This is a genomic window from Egibacter rhizosphaerae (assembly GCF_004322855.1).
Classification (GTDB): Bacteria; Actinomycetota; Nitriliruptoria; order Euzebyales; family Egibacteraceae; genus Egibacter; species Egibacter rhizosphaerae.
In genome coordinates this window covers 4,246,337-4,262,589 of the sequence record NZ_CP036402.1, presented here as the reverse complement: position 1 = coordinate 4,262,589, position 16,253 = coordinate 4,246,337, and the positions used below count along the sequence as shown (strand labels likewise).

Here is a 16,253-nt window from a genome sequence, read left to right as displayed (position 1 = left end):
TCAGCCCTCCGGGGGTGCGTCGGGGGCGTGGGTGTCCTCGGGTGCCCCCAAGGGTTCGGGCTCGGGTCCGGTGCCGCGGTCGCGCTCGGCCAGGAGGTGCTCGAGCTCGTTGCAGAGCACCTCCGCGAGACGCGACTTGGTCGTGAGGGGCACCTCGGTGCGTCCCCCTTGTGCAGTCAACAGGAGGGCTCGGTTCGTGTCCACGCCGAAGCCGGCGTCGGCCATGTCGACGCGGTTGATGACGATCAGGTCGATGCCCTTGTCGTGCAGCTTCTCGCGTCCCCGTTCCTCCTCGAGGTCGGTCTCGGCGGCGAACCCCACGAGCAGCGGACCCTCGGGCCCGCGCTCGCGACCGAGCTCGGCGAGGATGTCGGGGTTGCGGGTCAGCACGACCTCGGCGAGGCCGTCGGCCTCCTTCTTCAGCTTCTGATCGTGGTAGCTGGCCGGCCGGAAGTCGGCGACCGCGGCCGCCTTGACGATCGCGTCGGCGTCGGCGGTGAGCCCTCGGACGGCCTCGCGCATCTCAAGAGCCGTGTCCACGTGGAGGGCGCGCACGCCCGGGGGGACGGGCAGCCCGCTGGCGGTGGTGACGAGATCGACGCGCGCGCCCCGGCGCGCGCAGGCCTCGGCGATCGACGTGCCCATCTTGCCGCTCGAACGGTTACCGATGAAGCGGACCGGGTCGATCGGTTCGCGTGTGCCGCCGGCGGTGACGACCACCCGTCGGCCAACCAACGGGCCAGTGGGCGGCGCGAGCGCACGGGCGAGCGCATCGAGGATCGCCGGCTCCTCGGCCATACGGCCGGGGCCCTCGTCGCCACCGGCGAGCTCCCCCTCGTCCGGGCCGACGATCTCCGCGCCCCGGTCGGCGAGCAGTCGCGCGTTGGCCTGCACGGCGGGGTGCTGCCACATCTCGGTGTGCATCGCGGGCGCGATGACCGTCGGGCAGGTGAGGCACGTCCAGGTCGACGAGAGCAGGTCGTCGGCGAGCCCCGTCGCGAACTTCGCCAGCAGGTTCGCGGTCGCCGGGGCGACGATGGCCACGTCGGCCTCGCGGGCGAGCTGCACGTGCAGGATCCGGTGGGCATCGGCGAGGATCCCTGTGGGCACCTCCCGACCGGTGAGACCGGCGAACGTCGCGGGACCGACGAACGCCGCGGCCGACTCGGTGAGCACGACCTGGACGGTCGCGCCCTCGCGTCGCAGCGCGCGGGTCAGCGCCGCCGCCTTGTAGGCCGCGATCCCCCCGCCCACACCGAGCAGGACGTGGGCGTCCCGCAGCACCGCCCGCCCGGTCATACGGCTCCCGTTCCGCGTCTCGCGGTCGCCGGCCGCCTCAGGCGTCCGGGTCGTCCTCCTCGGCGCCGGCATCGGTGAGCTCGCTCTCGCCGACCGGTGCCTCGGCCTCCTCGCCCTCGCCCTCCTCGGGCGCGCCGAGCGCCTGAGCGGCGACGTCCTCGGCGCTCGGCACGGTGCGGGCCATGTCCGAGGTGAGCCCCTGCGCCGCCGGGTCCTCGACGACGGCCTCCTCGAACACGCCGGGATCGAGGGGGACGACCTCGCCACCCTCGCCCTCGGACGAGCCGAGCATCTCCTCCGCGGCGCGACGCGCGTCCCCGGGGTGCTGCACGACGATCTTCTCGGCAGCGATCTCCTCGAGCGAGATCGACAGCGGCTTGTTCGACGTGGAGTCCACCAGCGGCGGCGTGTACTGGCCGAGCCCCTCGCCGAGCGCGTGGTAGTAGTTGTTGATCTCTCGCGCGCGCTTGGCGGCGAGGTGGACCAGGGTGTACTTGCTGTCGACCTTGCCGAGCAGCTCATCGATCGTCGCGATGGCGCATCACTCCTCTCGTCCCCCCTCGGGTGGTCCCTCGGGGCCGCAGGTGCCGTGTTCGGTCGGTCGGCCGCCCGTGCCCATCACATCGAGTATAGAGGCGAGCTCGTCGACCGTGGCGGCGAGCTCGTCGTTCGTGATGCGGATGTCGAAGCGCTCGGCCTGGGCGAGCTCCCACCGCGCGATCGCCATGCGCTCGGCGATGCGCTCGGGCGGGTCCGTGCCCCGCTGCCGCAACCGTGCGACGAGCGCGTCGTCGTCCGGTGGGCAGAGGAACACGAGCACCGCGTCCTCGAAGCGGTCACGCACCTGCAGCGCGCCCTGGACCTCGATCTCGAGCAGCACCACGCCGCCGTCGGCACGCGCGGCGGCCACGCTCGACCACGGCGTGCCGTACCGGTCGCCGCCGAATTCGGCCCACTCGAGGAACCCGCCGGCCTCCACGAGCTCGGTGAAGGCGTCGGGATCGAGGAACCAGTAGTCGACACCGTCGCGCTCGTGCGGGCGCGGGGCGCGGGTGGTCGCCGACACCGAGACCGCGACGTCCGGTCGCTGTGCTCGGAGCTGTGCCACGACCGTGCCCTTCCCCACGCCTCCCGGCCCACTGACCACCAGCAAGCGGCCGTCGGCGGTCCCCGCCGGCTCGGGCGGCGTCCCGGCGGTGCCCGGTTCGGGCGCGCCGGGCCCGCTCAGGACGACCCGCCCTCGAACTCCGCCAGCAGCCGCTCGCGCTGGTTCGCGCCGAGGCCGCGCAGGCGGCGGGAGGGTGAGATGTCGAGGCGCTCCATGAGCTTGCGCGCCCGCACCTTGCCCACCTTGGGCATGGCCTCGAGCACCGCCGCGACCTTCGTCTTGCCGACCACCTCGTCGCGCTCGGCACGGTCGAGCACGTCGCGCAGCGACACCTCGCCGTCCTTGAGCTGCTGTTTCAGCTCCGCGCGTGTCTTGCGCGCCTCGGCAGCCTTCTCGAGCGCTTGCCGTCGCGCCTCATCGTCCAACTCGGGCAGGGGCATGGGTCTCCTCGCAGGGCCGTGGTCTGGCGGCGGGAATCCTATCCGGACCACCGGGCCGGTCAATCACGCGGCGGGGCCCGTCGTGACCTGCGTCGCGACGAAGGCCACGCCAGGCACCAACTGGCTCGGGCCGGGCGTCCGTCCGGGCAGCGATCGTCGATCAACCCCGGTGCCGGCTGCCGGGCGCGTCGAGCGGCCGTCCCGCGGCGCACGCCGGGCAGTCCTCGGGGTCCCAGGTCGCGGGCTCGAGCACCACGAGCGCGAGGGGGGGCTCGCTCGGGCGCTGCGCCTCGTCGACGCCCGCCGAGCGGTCGACGATCGCCGCGTGGCCGACCGACGAGGCGCCGTGTGCCTCGAGCAGGGCCTCGACCTCGCGCGCCGACCCGCCGGTGGTGATCACGTCCTCGACGACCAAGGCCCGCTCACCGGCCTCGGGCCCCTGACCGCGGCGGAACTCGAGGTCACCGTCCCGGCCCCGCTCGGCGAACACGAAGCGCACCCCCAGGGCCGCGGCGGTGGCGAACCCCGCGAGGACCCCTCCGAGGGCGGGCGAGGCGACGACGTCCGGCGCTCGGTCCCGGGCGCGCCCGGCGAGCGCGCGGCCGAGCTCGAGGGCGAGGTCGGGGTGCTGCAGCGCTCTGGCCAGCTGCAGGTACGTGTCCGAGTGCGTTCCGCTCGACAGCCGGAAGTGGCCGCGCTGCAACACCTCGAGTGCCTCCAGGCGGGCGGTCACCCATCCGGTGCCACCGGTCCCAACGGGGTCCGCGGTCTCGACCGGGTCCACCGGCGCGCCGCTCGCGCTCGCCGGGCGGGCTCCGCCGGCCTGGTCGGCGCCCGCCTGCCCGGAACCACCCGCCTGGCCGGGTCCCCCCGGCGCGCTGGCACCGCTCATCGGCCGGCCTCCGCGCATTCGCGGCGCACCCGGCGGGCGGCCGCCGCCGGATCGGGATCCCGGGTTAGGGGCCGACCGACGACCAGCAGGTCCGCACCAGCGGCGATCGCGCCCGCGGGCGTGCCCACCCTGGCCTGGTCGTCGGTGCCGCCGACCGACTCGCCCGCCGACAACTCGCCCGCCGACAACTCGCCCGCCGACGACTCGCCCGCCGACGACTCGCCCGCCGACGACTCGGCCGCCGATGGGACGGCCGCCGATGGGACGGCCGCCGATGGGACCGCCGGCCGGATGCCCGGCGTCACCACGAGTGGTCGCGCGCCGACCGCGGCCCGCACGGCGGCGACCTCCCCGGGCGCGCACACGAGACCCGCGGCGCCGGCCTCGACCGCCATTCGGGCCAGGCGTGGCACCTGCTCGACCGCGGGCGGTTGCCCCATGGCCGCGAGCGCGTCGTCGTCGAGGCTGGTCAGCACGGTCACCGCCAGGATGCGCACGTCTGGCGCGCCGCGCGCGGCGGCCGCGATCATCGCGGGACCACCACCGGCGTGGACGGTCAGCAGCGACACCCCGAGCGTTGAGGCCGCGGCCGCAGCGCCCTCCACGGTCGCCGGGATGTCGTGCAGCTTCGCGTCCAGGAAGACCGGTGCGTGGGCGCGGGCGATCTGTACCGCGTCCCCGCCGTGCGCCGTGAACGCCTCGAGCCCCACCTTCAGGTAGCCGACCTCGGGACCGAGCTCAGCGGCCAGGACCGCCAGCCGATCGCGCGTGGCGGTATCGAGCGCGGCCACCAGCGGGTTGCCGCCCGCGGCCCGATCGCGCAGGTCGCCCGCGTCGCCCGCGACGCGATCTTCGCCCCGATCGCCCGCATCGCCCGCGGCGGCGCCGCTCACGCTCCGCTCACCTGCCCACGGAGGTCGCAGAGGCGCGCGTGCCCCCGATCGGCCAGCCAGCGCGGCAACTGCTCGACCAGTCGGAAGGCCGCCGCGGGATCGGCGAATGTGGCGGTCCCCACCGCGACGGCGCTCGCCCCCGCGCGGACGAACTCCACGACGTCCTCGACCGTGCGAACCCCGCCCATGCCGATGACCGGCAGGTCCGGATCGGCACGGTGGACCGAGTGGATCGCGGCGACTGCGACCGGCTTGATGGCGGGGCCGGACAACCCACCGGTGCCCCCGCCGAGAACGGTCTCGCCCGTCTCCGGATCGATCGCCATCCCGAGCAGCGTGTTGATGAGACTCACCCCCGCGGCCCCCGCATCGCGTGCGGCCAGGGCGATCTCCGCGATGTCCCCGACGTCCGGGGTGAGCTTGGCGAACACGGGCACCCCGAGCAGCCGGGTGACCTGACCGATCGCCTCGGCGGTCGCTTCGGGGCGGCAGGCGAAGATCGTGCCCCGGTCCTCGACGTTCGGGCACGAGATGTTCGCCTCGACCGCCGCGATGGGCTGCCCGCGCAGCTTCTCGGCCAGTTGGCGATACTCGCGCACGGTCGAGCCCGCGATGGAGGCGATGGGGCGCACCCCTCGGTCGACGAGCCACGGCAGGTCGTCGGCCAGCCACGCGTCCACCCCGGGATTCTGCAGCCCGATGGCGTTCAGCATGCCGCGCTCGGTCTCGACCATCCGCGGCGTCGGCAGGCCGGAGCGGGGTTCGAGCGTCACCGATTTCGCCACGACGGCGCCGAGCCGCGAGATGTCGAAGAACCGGTCGATCTCGCGCCCGCTGGCGAAGCAGCCGGACGCGGTGACGATCGGGGTCGGCAGCTCGAGGCGCCCGAGCCGCACGGAGCAGTCGGCCGGCGCCTCTGCCGACTCGACGGCCTCGGCGCCGGCGCGATCCGGCGCTGCGCGGACGCGAACGATCTGCGAGGGCTTGCTCACGTCTCGCCTCCCGGACCACCGTCGCTCATGGACGGGTCACGGATCCGGTCCCACATCACGCGCTTGCCGTCGAGCACCGGACCCTCGATGCACGCTCGCACGTTACGAACCTCGTCGCGAGTCCGGTAGGGGATGACGCAGGTCATGCACACACCGGTGGTGCAGGCCATGTCCTCCTCCACCGAGACCTGCACCGGGACGCGGCGCGCGCGGGCGACCTGGGTGACCGCGGCGAGCATGCCCATGGGCCCGCACGCGTAGACGACCCCGGCGCCGGACCGGTCGAGAACGTCGTCGAGCCGATCGGTGACGCGACCCTTGTGCCCGAGCGATCCGTCCTCGGTCGTGAACATCGCGGCGGTCGCGGTTCGCTTCGCCTCGATCGAGTTGTAGACGCGGTCCGCGTTCGCGGCCCCGAACAGGACGTCGACACGCAGGTTCTCCTGGCGGAGTCGCTCGCCCAGGAAGAGCAGCGGCGCGGCCCCGTACCCTCCACCGACGAGGAGGCAGGTCACCGGCTGCGCCGGGACCGGGAACGCACGGCCCAGGGGCCCGACGACGTCGACCGCGTCGTGCTTGCTCCGCCGGGCGAGCCAGGCGGTGCCCTCGCCGACCACCTCGAGGACGATGTCGATCGTGCCGGCCCACGGACCATGGCGTGACACGCCGGCGACGCTGAACGGACGGCGGAGCAGCGTCCCGCTCCCGCCGACACCGAGCGAGACCATCTGACCGGGGGCCGTTCGGGCGGCCATCTCGGGAGCCACGATCGTGAGCAGGTGATACGCGCCCACGTGGCGGTGGGCCAGCACTTCGCAGGTGGACTGCAGCGGCTCCTGGCCGCGCGCATCACTCACCATCCGGCACTCCGAACGGGCCGGCCGGCACTGCCGATCCCGCCGTGGTACTGCTGCAAGCTGCGCACCACGACGCGGCCCTCCCGCAACGCCTCGATGCCCTGGACGGCCGCCAGCATGCCCGAAAGCGTCGTGATGCAGGGCACCCCGTGGGCGACCGCGGCGGTGCGGATCCGGTACCCGTCGGTCCGCGGCGCCTGGCCGGCCGGGGTGTTGAGGACCAGGTCGACGTCTCCCTCCTCGATGCGCTGGACGACGCTCGGCCACTGCCCGGGCGCGTCGCTGACCTTGCCCACCACCTCGCAGTTGACCCCGACGCGCCGCAACACCGCGGCGGTACCGGTGGTCGCGACGATCTTGAAGCCGAGGTCGGCGAGCCGCTTGACCGGGAAGATCATCGCGCGCTTGTCGCGGTTCGCCATCGAGACGAACGCGGTCCCGCCCGTGGGCAGCACCATCGTGCCCGTGCCGGCCTGGCTCTTCGCGAACGCGGCGCCGAAGTCCGTGTCGATCCCCATGACCTCGCCGGTGGAGCGCATCTCCGGGCCGAGCCGCGTGTCGACCCCGGGGAAGCGGTTGAACGGCAACACGGCCTCCTTCACCGCGACGTGACCGTCCACCGGGGCGGCGACGGCATCGTGCGGTGGCAGCAAGGGCCCCTCGTCGTCACCGCGCAGTTCCGCGAGCGTCGCGCCGAGCATGACCCGCGCCGCCGCCTGGACCAGCGGGACGCCGGTGGCCTTGCCGGTGAACGGCACGGTCCGGGACGCGCGTGGGTTCGCCTCGATGCAGTACCGCCGATCGTCGCGCACGGCGAACTGCAGGTTGATGAGCCCGCCCGTGCCGAGCCGCGCCGCGAGCGCCTCGGCATCGGCGCGGATGCCCTCGAGCTGCTCGGGTCCCAGCGTGAGCGGTGGCGTGACGCACGCGGAGTCACCGGAGTGCACGCCCGCCTCCTCGATGTGCTCGAGCACCCCGCCGACGAACAGTTCGTGCCCGTCGTAGACCGCATCGACGTCGACCTCGACCGCCCCCTCGAGGAATCGGTCGACGAGCACTGCGCCCTCCCCCGCGTTCGCGGCGAGCCAGGCCGACAGCTGCTCGGGCGTGTAGACGATCGCCATCGCTCGGCCGCCCAGCACGTAGCTCGGGCGCACGAGGACGGGGTACCCGACACGGTCGGCGACGCTGCGGGCCGCGTCGGGGCTCGCGGCGACCTCGCCGGGGGCCTGGGCGATGCCGAGCTCGTCGAGGATCGCCCCGAATCGGCCGCGATCCTCCGCGAGGTCGATCGCGTGCGGCGGCGTGCCGTGGATGCGGACGCCGGCGGCCTCGAGCTCGCGGGCGAGTCCGAGGGGCGTCTGACCGCCCAGCTGGCACAGGACCCCGACCTTCGAAGTGTCGCCGCCCACCGCCGCGAGCTCCGACTCGTGCACGGCCAGCACGTGTTCGAGGGTGAGCGGCTCGAAGTAGAGGCGGTCGGCGATGTCGTAGTCGGTGGAGACGGTCTCGGGGTTGCAGTTGACCATCACGGTCTCGTACCCGGCGGTGCGCAGCGCCCCGACGGCCTGCACGCAGCAGGCGTCGAACTCGATGCCCTGCCCGATGCGGTTGGGGCCGCTGCCGAGGATGATCACGCGCGGGCGGTCGCTCGGCGCGACCTCGGTCTCGCTGCTGTACGTCCCGTAGTGGTACGGGGTGACGGCGGGGAACTCGCCCGCGCACGTGTCGACGGTGCGGAACACCGGGGTGACGCCGTCACGCGTCCGCCGGGCCCGCACGTCGCTCTCGTCGGTGCGCAGCACCTCGGCCAGCGCCGCGTCGGTGAGGCCGTGGCGCTTCGCGCGAGCGAGCAGGCCGGGATCCACGTTCGCGAGCGCCTCACGGCCGCGCAGCTCGCGGCGGACCTCGACCACGCGGGCGAGTTGATCGACGAACCACGGGTCGTAGCCGGTGAGCGCGGCCACCGCCTCGATCGACCAGCCCCGCGTGAGCGCCGCGTCGGCGTCCTGGAGCCGCCGCGCATGGGGCACCGCCAGGGCGACGGCCAGCCGGCGATCGTCTTCCCCGGCCTCGAACTGGCCGGGGCCCGCTGCTCCGTCGAAGCCCGCACGCGCCTCGACGTCAGGCGGGACGGTGTCGGGCGGAGGCACGAACCCGGAGGGGCGCCCCAGCAGCCCGATCGTGCCGTCCTCCAGGCTCGCGAGGGCCTTGCTGAGCGACTCGGTGAACGTCGCGCCGATCGCCATCACCTCGCCGACCGACTTCATCCTCGTCGTGAGGGTCGCGTCCACCCCCGGGAACTTCTCGAACGCGAAACGCGGGATCTTGGTGACGACGTAGTCGATGGCCGGCTCGAACGCCGCGCCCGTCTCACGGGTGATGTCGTTGCGCAGTTCGTCGAGGCGGTAGCCGACGGCCAGCAACGCCGCGACCTTCGCGATCGGGAACCCCGTGGCCTTCGACGCCAGCGCCGAGGAGCGAGAGACGCGAGGGTTCATCTCGACGACGACCTGCCGGCCGGTGGCGGGATCGACCGCGAACTGCACGTTCGATCCGCCGGTCTCCACGCCGACGCGGCGGAGCACGGCGAACGCCGTGTCGCGCAGGCCCTGGTACTCGACGTCGGCCAGCGTCATCGCCGGGGCCACGGTGACGGAGTCGCCGGTGTGCACCCCCATCGCGTCGACGTTCTCGATGGAGCAGATCACGACGCAGCTGTCGTTCGCGTCGCGCATCACCTCGAGCTCGAACTCCTTCCACCCCAGCAGCGACTCGTCGAGCTGCACCTGGCCGATCGGGCTCGCCGCGAGTCCCTCGCCGACCATCCGCGCGAACTGCTCGCGGTCGCGGGCCAGGCCGCTGCCGGCGCCCCCCAACGTGTACGAGGCGCGCACCAGGATCGGGAACCCGACGCGCTCGGCGAACGCCTCCGCGTCCCCGACCCGCGTGACGGTCGTCGACGCGGCGACCTCGACGCCGATGTCGCGCATCGCCGCGGCGAAGCGCTCGCGATCCTCGGCCACGGTGATCGTCTCGCGGTTCGCACCGATGAGCTCGACCCCGAGCCGTTCGAGCACGCCGCCGTCGGCGAGCTCGATCGCGACGTTGAGCCCGGTCTGCCCGCCCAGCGTCGGCAGCAGCGCCACGCCGGTGGCTCCCCGCCCGGCGTGGGCGACCTCGGCGACCTCGGCGACCTCGACGTCCAACACCCGCTCGACCGAGTCCGCGGTGAGCGGCTCGACGTAGGTGGCGTCCGCGAGCTCGGGGTCGGTCATGATGGTCGCGGGGTTCGGGTTCACCAGCGCGACGCGGTAGCCCTCGGCGCGCAGCGCCTTGCACGCCTGCACCCCCGAGTAGTCGAACTCGCAGGCCTGCCCGATCACGATGGGGCCGCTGCCCACGATCACGATCGTGCCGAGGTCTCCACGGCGCGGCATCAGGCCACACCCCCGTTCGAGCGCCCGGCGAGCAACCGCGCGAACTCGTCGAACAGGTACCGCGAGTCGTGCGGCCCGGGCGCGGCCTCGGGGTGGTACTGCACGCTGAAGGCCGGGCGCTCGTCGAGCGCGAGACCGGCGTTCGTGCCGTCGTTGAGGTTCACGTGCGTCTCGTGCGCCGGCCCGAGCGGCCCGTCCCCGCCCGGCAGCGTCGCCGCGTCCACCGCGAACCCGTGGTTGTGGCTCGCGATCTCGACGGTGTCGCGCGCGAGGTTCTTCACCGGCTGGTTCACGCCGTGGTGGCCGAACGGCAGCTTGTAGCTCCGCGCGCCGGCGGCGAGACCGAGCAGCTGGTGGCCGAGACAGATCCCGAACGTCGGCACGCCCGCCTCGACGATCCCGCGGATCACCCGCACCGCGCCGAGCACCGCCGACGGGTCACCCGGCCCGTTCGAGAGGAACACCCCGTCGGGACGGAGCGCGAGCACGTCCTCGGCGCTCGCCTCGGACGGGACGACAGTCACGTCGCACCCCCGCGAGGCCAGCAGCCGCAGCTGGTTGCGCTTGAGGCCGAAGTCGACGCACACGACGCGCCAGGGACGCTCCCGGCCATCGGGCGGGACACTGGCGGCGACCTCGTACCGTTCGGCTGTCGTGACGGCGCTCGCGAGCTCGGTCCCTTCCATGCCGGGGTGGGCGCGGGCCTGCGCGAGCAGCTCCTCCCGATCCCCACCCTCGGCGTCGATGACGCCGCGCAAGGCCCCGCGGTCGCGGATCCTCCGCGTCAGCAGTCGGGTGTCGACGTCGCTCACGGCCACGATCCCCGCGTCGGTGAGCCACGCGCCGAGCCCGCGGCGAGCCCGGTGGTTGGATGCCCGCCGCGCGAGGTCGCGGACGACGAAGCCGGCGACCTGCACGCCGGCGGACTCGGCGTCCTCGTCGGTCACGCCGTAGTTGCCCTGCTGGGGCGCGGTCATGACGACGATCTGGCCGTGGTACGAGGGGTCGGTCAGGACCTCCTCGTAGCCGGCCATCGCGGTGTTGAACACCACCTCGCCCGCGGCGCGGCCGACGGCACCGGCACTCACGCCCTCGAGCGTGGTGCCGTCCTCGAGCACGACGAGCGCCGGTGAGCGCGTCCCCGCCGGCCACGACGAGCTACCGGTCACGGGTGCACCGCCGGGCTCGTCGCCAGCGGCTCGGCCGGCTCCCCGTCTCGGCACGTGAAGCGCCCACGCAGCAGGGTGTAGCGGACCCGCCCACGCAGCCGCCGACCCGCGAACGGGGTGTTGCGCGCCCGCCCCCGCAGGGCGGCCGGATCCACGGTCCACCGTTCCTGCGGGTCGAACACCGTGAACGTCGCGGGGGCCCCGACCTCCAACGGACCGCCGTGCTCGGAGAGCCCCCACACGGCGGCCGGCCGGGTGCTCAGCCGGTCGACGAGGCCCGACAGCGACAGCAGCCCGTCGGGCGGCGCACCCCCGGCACCGCCCGGGGTGGCGAGCTCGTCGTCGGGCACCAGTTCAGTCAGCGTCACCGCGAGCGCGGTCTCGAGGCCCACCATCCCGGGCGGCGCCTGGGTCCACTCCTGGTCCTTCTGCTCGTGCGAATGGGGCGCGTGATCGGTCGCGATCGCGTCGATCGTCCCGTCGGCGAGCCCCCTGCGCAGCGCATCGATGTCAACCGACGTCCGCAGCGGGGGGTTCACCTTGAAGACCGGGTCGTAGCCCACGGCCGACTCATCGGTGAGGCAGAGGTGGTGGGGGGTGACCTCGGCGGTCACCCGCACGCCGCGGGCCTTGGCCTCGCGGATCAGCTCGACCGCACCGGCGGTGGACACGTGCGGAACGTGCAGCCGCACCCCCGAGGAGGCGGCCAACCGCAGGTCGCGCGCGACCATGATCTCCTCGGCCTCGGCCGGCCGACCGGACAGCCCGAGCCGCCCGGCGACCTCTCCGGCGTGCAGCTGCCCGCCGGCGGCCAGGTCGCTGTCCTCGGCGTGGTTGCAGATGATCGCGTCCCACGTGCGGGCGTAGGCCATCGCCTGGCGCAGCACCCGCGCGGACTGCACCGGATGCCCGTCGTCCGAGAAGCAGCCCACCCCCAGCGCAGCCATCGATCCCATCTCGGCGAGTTCCGAGCCGCCGAGGCCCCGGGTGATCGCGCCGGTGGGGAACACGTCGCAGCGGGCGGCGTCCCGGGCGAGACGCAGCACCTGTTCGACGACGCCGGCGTGGTCGCAGACAGGATCGGTGTTCGCCATCGCGCAGACCGCGGTGTAGCCCCCGACCGCCGCCGCCGCGGTGCCCGTGGCGACGGTCTCGGCGTCCTCGCCGCCGGGCTCGCGCAGGTGGGTGTGCAGGTCGACGAGCCCGGGGCTGATGACGAGCCCCGCGGCGTCGATGCGCAATCCGCGGCTCTCCTCCCCCGCGCTGGCGATCCGGTCGTCCTCGACGACGACGTTGGCGATCTCGTCGACGCCGCGGGCGGGATCGACGACGCGCGCGCCCGTGAAGGTGAGCAATTGTCCGGTCAGGCTCACCGCTGCTCACCTCCGAGCAACAGGTAGAGACAGCTCATCCGCACCGCGATCCCGTTGGTGACCTGGTCGGTGATGACCGCGTTCGGCGCGTCCGCGGCCTCCGCGGAGATCTCGACCCCCCGGTTCATCGGGCCGGGGTGCATCACGACCGCGTGGTCGGGCAGGCGGGCCAGGCGGGCACGGTCGAGCCCCCACAGCCGTGCGTACTCCCGGGTGGAGGGGAACGCCTGCTGTTGCTGGCGTTCTCGCTGCACCCGCAGGAGGTAGCAGACATCGACGTCGCCGATCACCCCGTCGAGGTCGGCCCGCACCTCGACGGCGTCCGGGTTGCGCGTCCACTGCGCCACGGTCGAGGGCACCAAGGTCCGGGGGCCCACGACGCTCACCTTCGCGCCCATCGTGACGAGGCCCTGCACGACGCTGCGCGCGACGCGGGAGTGCACGACGTCGCCGACGACCGCGACGTGCAGGCCGGCCAGGCGCCCGAGCCGCTCACGGATCGTGAAGAGGTCGAGCAGCGCCTGCGTCGGGTGTTGGTGGGCTCCGTCGCCGGCGTTCAGCACGTGCGCGTCCACCCACCGGGTCAACTGTTCGGGGGCGCCGCTGGCTTCGTGGCGGATCACGATCGCGTCGACCCCCATCGCCTCGAGCGTGAGGGCCGTGTCCTTGAGGGACTCGCCCTTCTCGACGCTGGAGCCCTGGGCGCTGAAGTTGAGCACGTCGGCCGAGAGGCGCTTCTCGGCCAACTCGAAGGACGTTCTGGTGCGGGTCGAGTCCTCGTAGAAGAGGTTGCACACCGTGCGCCCGCGCAGGGTCGGCACCTTCTTGACCGGGCGCAGGGCGAGGTCCTTCAGTCCCTCGGCGGTGTCGAGGACGCCGGTGATCGCGTCCTCGTCCAGCGCCTCGAGCCCGAGCAGGTGCCGGCCGATCACGATCCTGCCTCCGTGGCGTCGTCGGCGTGCGGAGTGGGCTCGGCCCGGAGCAGCTCGACCTCGTCCCGACCGTCGATCTCCTCGAGACGGACCACCACGTGGTCGTCCGGCGCGCTCGGCAGGTTCTTGCCGACGATGTCGGGCCGGATCGGCAGCTCGCGGTGGCCGCGGTCGACGAGCACCGCGAGGCGGACGGCGCTGGGCCGGCCGAGGTCGGTGAGCGCGTCGAGCGCCGCCCGCACCGTGCGACCCGTGTAGAGGACGTCGTCGACGAGCACGACGGTGCGCCCGTCGATCGATCCGGGGAGGTCGGTGCGCCCGACCGGTCGCGGTCCCGCGGATGCGTAGTCGTCGCGGTACAGCGTCGTGTCGAGCGCGCCGGTGGCCACGGGCTTCTCGACGGCGGCCACGTGGGCGGCAAGGCGTTCGGCCAGCGGCACCCCGCGGGTGCGAACGCCCAAGAGGATCAGCCGGTCGAGGTCGTGGTGGCCCTCGACGAGCTCGTGGGCCATACGACGAAGCGCGCGAAGGATGTCGTCGGCGGTCAGGACGACGCTCACGGACACCTTTCCGGCCTCACTGGACCGCGATTAAAGGCGGGGCCGCCGCCCTCGGCGGCTGGGCGCACGCTAGCAGCCGGGGTGCGCCCGACACCAGTCTTCCGGGCCCGCAGTGCAAGGACGGCATCGCTTCTCCTCTCATCATTGCGACCGTTCGTCGGTCAGCCCCCGACCGGCTGGTGCACGCGACCGTTCGGCGGCCCCGCGCCCGTCGGGTCCCTGCCGCGCCGATCACGGCTTTCCGGGTCTCGTGGGTCCGGCTCAGGTTCGACCCCACTCCGTTGCTCCGGCTCGCGTGGGTCCGGCTCAGCTCCGACCGGATCACGTTGGCCCGGCTCGCGTGGATCCGGACCCCGTTGGTTCGGCTCGTCACCAGCCGGAGCCCTACCACCCCGGTCGCCACCGCCCGGATCGCGAGCGCGCGACCGCGCCAACGCCCCGGGTCGGTGAACCTCGAACGCCCCCGCCGGCCGGCGGTGGACGGTCCACCCGTGGTGATGGACGTGCCAATGGCACTCCCAGCAGAGCAAACACAAGTTGTCCACGTCGGTGGGACCGCCATCGCGATGCCACCACCGCACGTGATGGATCTGGCAGAGGCTGACCCTCGAACCGCAGCCCACGCAGGCGCCGTCCCGAGCGATGACGGCGTCCACTTGGCGTGCGCTCGGTTCCCGGCGCGTGCGTCCCGCGTCGAGCACGTCGCCGTTGCGGACGGTGACCGGCGCGAGGCTCGCCTCGCAGCAGATCAGCCGGGCGGTCTCCGAGGAGATCGCACCGACCCCGTCGAGGTGGTTGGGCTCGCCCTCCGGATCGCCGTGCAACGCCTCTGGCGAGGTGCGCAGCAACACGTGCGCCGGGGCGTGCGCATTGCGCGGGAGCTCACCGGCCCGCATGGCGCGACGGGCCAGGGCGATCAGCGCGTCGTACTGGCGCTGCTGCCGCGTGCGTTCGGTCGAACGCCGGTCGGTGCCACCACCCTTGCGGCGCCCCCTGTCGGCGGTCTCACCGCCGTCGGCAGTGCCGTCGCCGGCAGCACCGTGGCCGGTAGCAGCCTCACCGACGGCACCGTCACCGGCAGTACCGTCACCGGCGGCACCTTCGCCGGCGTCATCCCCTTCCGGGACGGGAGCGGTCGCCGGACGAGACAGCGAATCGATCGCGGCTCGCAGGTAGGCCAACCCGAGCGGCTCGGCGTGGCCGCCGAACGCGACCAGCCCGTCCTCGTCCGGTTCCCCCGCGATCCAGAACCGCCGCTTCGGGAACGCCTTCCGCTCGCGCTGCGCGGGATCGTCCGGGTGGTGCTCGCGCCGCCACCGGTCGAGGCGCCGTCGAAACTCGGCACGGTCGTTGCCGGACGCGGCCTCGCGCGCCGCGCGATCGAAGCCATCGAGCAGCTCGTTCCACGACCCCGCTCCGCCACCCGGTAGCCCGGAGTCTGGCCTAGCGTCGCCGTCTCCCGGCGTCCCAGCACCGGGCTCGGCACCGCCTGTGCTGTCGTCTTCGGCCTGCTGGCGATCGGCTGGACCCGGGTCACCGTCAGGACCCGGACCACCGTCAGGACCCGGGCCACCATCAGGGACCCGGCCATCGTGTGTCTGCCCGGTACGGTCACCTTCTTCGCGCGCTCGCTTGCGCAGCTCGTCGTACTGGCGGGCGGCCAGGTGGACGTGGTCCTCGCCCACTCGGCCCGCGGCGAACTCAGCGAACGTCTCCGGGATCGCCGAGGTCGCCGCCGCCGTCTTGACCTGCTTGTGCGCCTCGTTCCTCGTGAGCTGCAACCGCTCGATCAACCACCGCGCCGTCGACGCCGTCCCGTGAACCAACTGCGCCTGGCGTTCATCGATCTCTCGCAGCCGGCGCAGCCGTTCAGCGCCGAGCGTCCGCTCGAGGCGCACGAGCTCCTCCACAGAGTCGAGCAAGACCTCGTCGCTCTCGCTGCTGGACAGCGGTGCCCTCTGCAACGCGCCCACGCTGTCGGCGATCGCTTCCAGCACCGCGCGGGAGTCATCAGCAGCCGACCACCGATCGGACTTCCCGTGCGCCGCCCCCGCGGCAGCAAGATCGGTGGGCACATCCACCGCGCGCGACTCATCGGTGCTGTACCCCGCGTCGTACGGCGGGGCCATCTCCGCGACCAGCGCCATCGAACTCATGTTCTCAGTATGCCATCATCTCCGACCATTCGCAATCATTTCTTGCGTCTTTGGGGATGAGTTAAGCGATCAAGGCTTATCTCGTGTTCTGTACCGTTAACTGGTTGACATATGATCATCGACCACACATCGCGCCGTGCCG

General features: G+C 73.3%; 14 protein-coding genes. All 14 read right to left on the bottom strand.

The features are described from left to right. The 14 genes from coaBC to ER308_RS19470 all read right to left on the bottom strand — a co-directional run bounded on the left by coaBC (position 1) and on the right by ER308_RS19470 (position 16,111). Complete coding sequence (gene coaBC / locus ER308_RS19535; protein ID WP_165492264.1) at positions 1–1,299, bottom strand: bifunctional phosphopantothenoylcysteine decarboxylase/phosphopantothenate--cysteine ligase CoaBC; 1,299 nt, start codon at positions 1,297–1,299, stop codon at positions 1–3. 37 nt (positions 1,300–1,336) lie between these two features. Beyond that, on the bottom strand, positions 1,337–1,816 hold the full coding sequence (rpoZ, locus tag ER308_RS22150) for a DNA-directed RNA polymerase subunit omega (protein WP_276319900.1): 480 nt from the start codon (positions 1,814–1,816) through the stop codon (positions 1,337–1,339). 24 nt (positions 1,817–1,840) lie between these two features. Further along, a complete protein-coding gene (gene gmk, locus ER308_RS19525) occupies positions 1,841–2,446 on the bottom strand; it encodes a guanylate kinase (RefSeq protein WP_276319859.1) in 606 nt (201 codons plus the stop codon). A gap of 77 nt (positions 2,447–2,523) precedes the next feature. Beyond that, positions 2,524–2,847 (bottom strand): integration host factor, actinobacterial type, encoded by a 324-nt coding sequence (gene mihF, locus ER308_RS19520; protein ID WP_131156533.1) that lies wholly within the window; start codon positions 2,845–2,847, stop codon positions 2,524–2,526. Between the two features lie 160 nt (positions 2,848–3,007). Continuing rightward, positions 3,008–3,739 carry an orotate phosphoribosyltransferase gene (pyrE, locus tag ER308_RS19515; protein WP_205745749.1) on the bottom strand — a complete coding sequence of 244 codons (732 nt, stop codon included), beginning with the start codon at positions 3,737–3,739 and terminating at the stop codon, positions 3,008–3,010. Beyond that, on the bottom strand, positions 3,736–4,632 hold the full coding sequence (pyrF, locus tag ER308_RS21865) for an orotidine-5'-phosphate decarboxylase (protein WP_165492263.1): 897 nt from the start codon (positions 4,630–4,632) through the stop codon (positions 3,736–3,738). The genes pyrE and pyrF overlap by 4 nt, the downstream gene beginning before the upstream one ends. Beyond that, the gene (locus ER308_RS19505; protein ID WP_205745748.1) at positions 4,629–5,624 is read right to left on the bottom strand and encodes a dihydroorotate dehydrogenase; all 996 of its coding nucleotides are present in this window, start codon (positions 5,622–5,624) and stop codon (positions 4,629–4,631) included. The genes pyrF and ER308_RS19505 overlap by 4 nt, the downstream gene beginning before the upstream one ends. After that, positions 5,621–6,484: a dihydroorotate dehydrogenase electron transfer subunit gene (locus tag ER308_RS19500; RefSeq protein ID WP_131156531.1), complete on the bottom strand. Its 864-nt coding sequence runs from the start codon at positions 6,482–6,484 to the stop codon at positions 5,621–5,623. The genes ER308_RS19505 and ER308_RS19500 overlap by 4 nt, the downstream gene beginning before the upstream one ends. Continuing rightward, positions 6,478–9,921, bottom strand: a complete 3,444-nt coding sequence (gene carB, locus ER308_RS19495) for a carbamoyl-phosphate synthase large subunit (protein WP_131156530.1) — start codon at positions 9,919–9,921, stop codon at positions 6,478–6,480. The genes ER308_RS19500 and carB overlap by 7 nt, the downstream gene beginning before the upstream one ends. Continuing rightward, a complete protein-coding gene (gene carA / locus ER308_RS19490; RefSeq protein ID WP_131156529.1) occupies positions 9,921–11,090 on the bottom strand; it encodes a glutamine-hydrolyzing carbamoyl-phosphate synthase small subunit in 1,170 nt (389 codons plus the stop codon). The genes carB and carA overlap by 1 nt, the downstream gene beginning before the upstream one ends. After that, positions 11,087–12,457 (bottom strand): dihydroorotase, encoded by a 1,371-nt coding sequence (locus tag ER308_RS19485; RefSeq protein WP_131157124.1) that lies wholly within the window; start codon positions 12,455–12,457, stop codon positions 11,087–11,089. The genes carA and ER308_RS19485 overlap by 4 nt, the downstream gene beginning before the upstream one ends. 2 nt (positions 12,458–12,459) lie before the next feature. Further along, complete coding sequence (locus tag ER308_RS19480; protein ID WP_131157123.1) at positions 12,460–13,392, bottom strand: aspartate carbamoyltransferase catalytic subunit; 933 nt, start codon at positions 13,390–13,392, stop codon at positions 12,460–12,462. Beyond that, a complete protein-coding gene (gene pyrR / locus ER308_RS19475; RefSeq protein ID WP_205746048.1) occupies positions 13,392–13,907 on the bottom strand; it encodes a bifunctional pyr operon transcriptional regulator/uracil phosphoribosyltransferase PyrR in 516 nt (171 codons plus the stop codon). Before pyrR ends, ER308_RS19480 begins: the two co-directional genes overlap by 1 nt. 209 nt (positions 13,908–14,116) lie before the next feature. After that, complete coding sequence (locus tag ER308_RS19470) at positions 14,117–16,111, bottom strand: HNH endonuclease (RefSeq protein ID WP_131156527.1); 1,995 nt, start codon at positions 16,109–16,111, stop codon at positions 14,117–14,119. Positions 16,112–16,253 lie beyond the last annotated feature (142 nt).

Excerpts from the sequence above, each read along its gene's own strand:
- pyrR (WP_205746048.1), bottom strand. The coding sequence starts at position 13,907 with ATGGCCCACGAGCTCGTCGAGGGCCACCACGACCTCGACCGGCTGATC.
- coaBC (WP_165492264.1), bottom strand. The coding sequence starts at position 1,299 with ATGACCGGGCGGGCGGTGCTGCGGGACGCCCACGTCCTGCTCGGTGTG.
- carB (WP_131156530.1), bottom strand. The coding sequence starts at position 9,921 with ATGCCGCGCCGTGGAGACCTCGGCACGATCGTGATCGTGGGCAGCGGC.
- ER308_RS19470 (WP_131156527.1), bottom strand. The coding sequence starts at position 16,111 with ATGAGTTCGATGGCGCTGGTCGCGGAGATGGCCCCGCCGTACGACGCG.
- mihF (WP_131156533.1), bottom strand. The coding sequence starts at position 2,847 with ATGCCCCTGCCCGAGTTGGACGATGAGGCGCGACGGCAAGCGCTCGAG.
- ER308_RS19500 (WP_131156531.1), bottom strand. The coding sequence starts at position 6,484 with ATGGTGAGTGATGCGCGCGGCCAGGAGCCGCTGCAGTCCACCTGCGAA.
- pyrE (WP_205745749.1), bottom strand. The coding sequence starts at position 3,739 with ATGAGCGGTGCCAGCGCGCCGGGGGGACCCGGCCAGGCGGGTGGTTCC.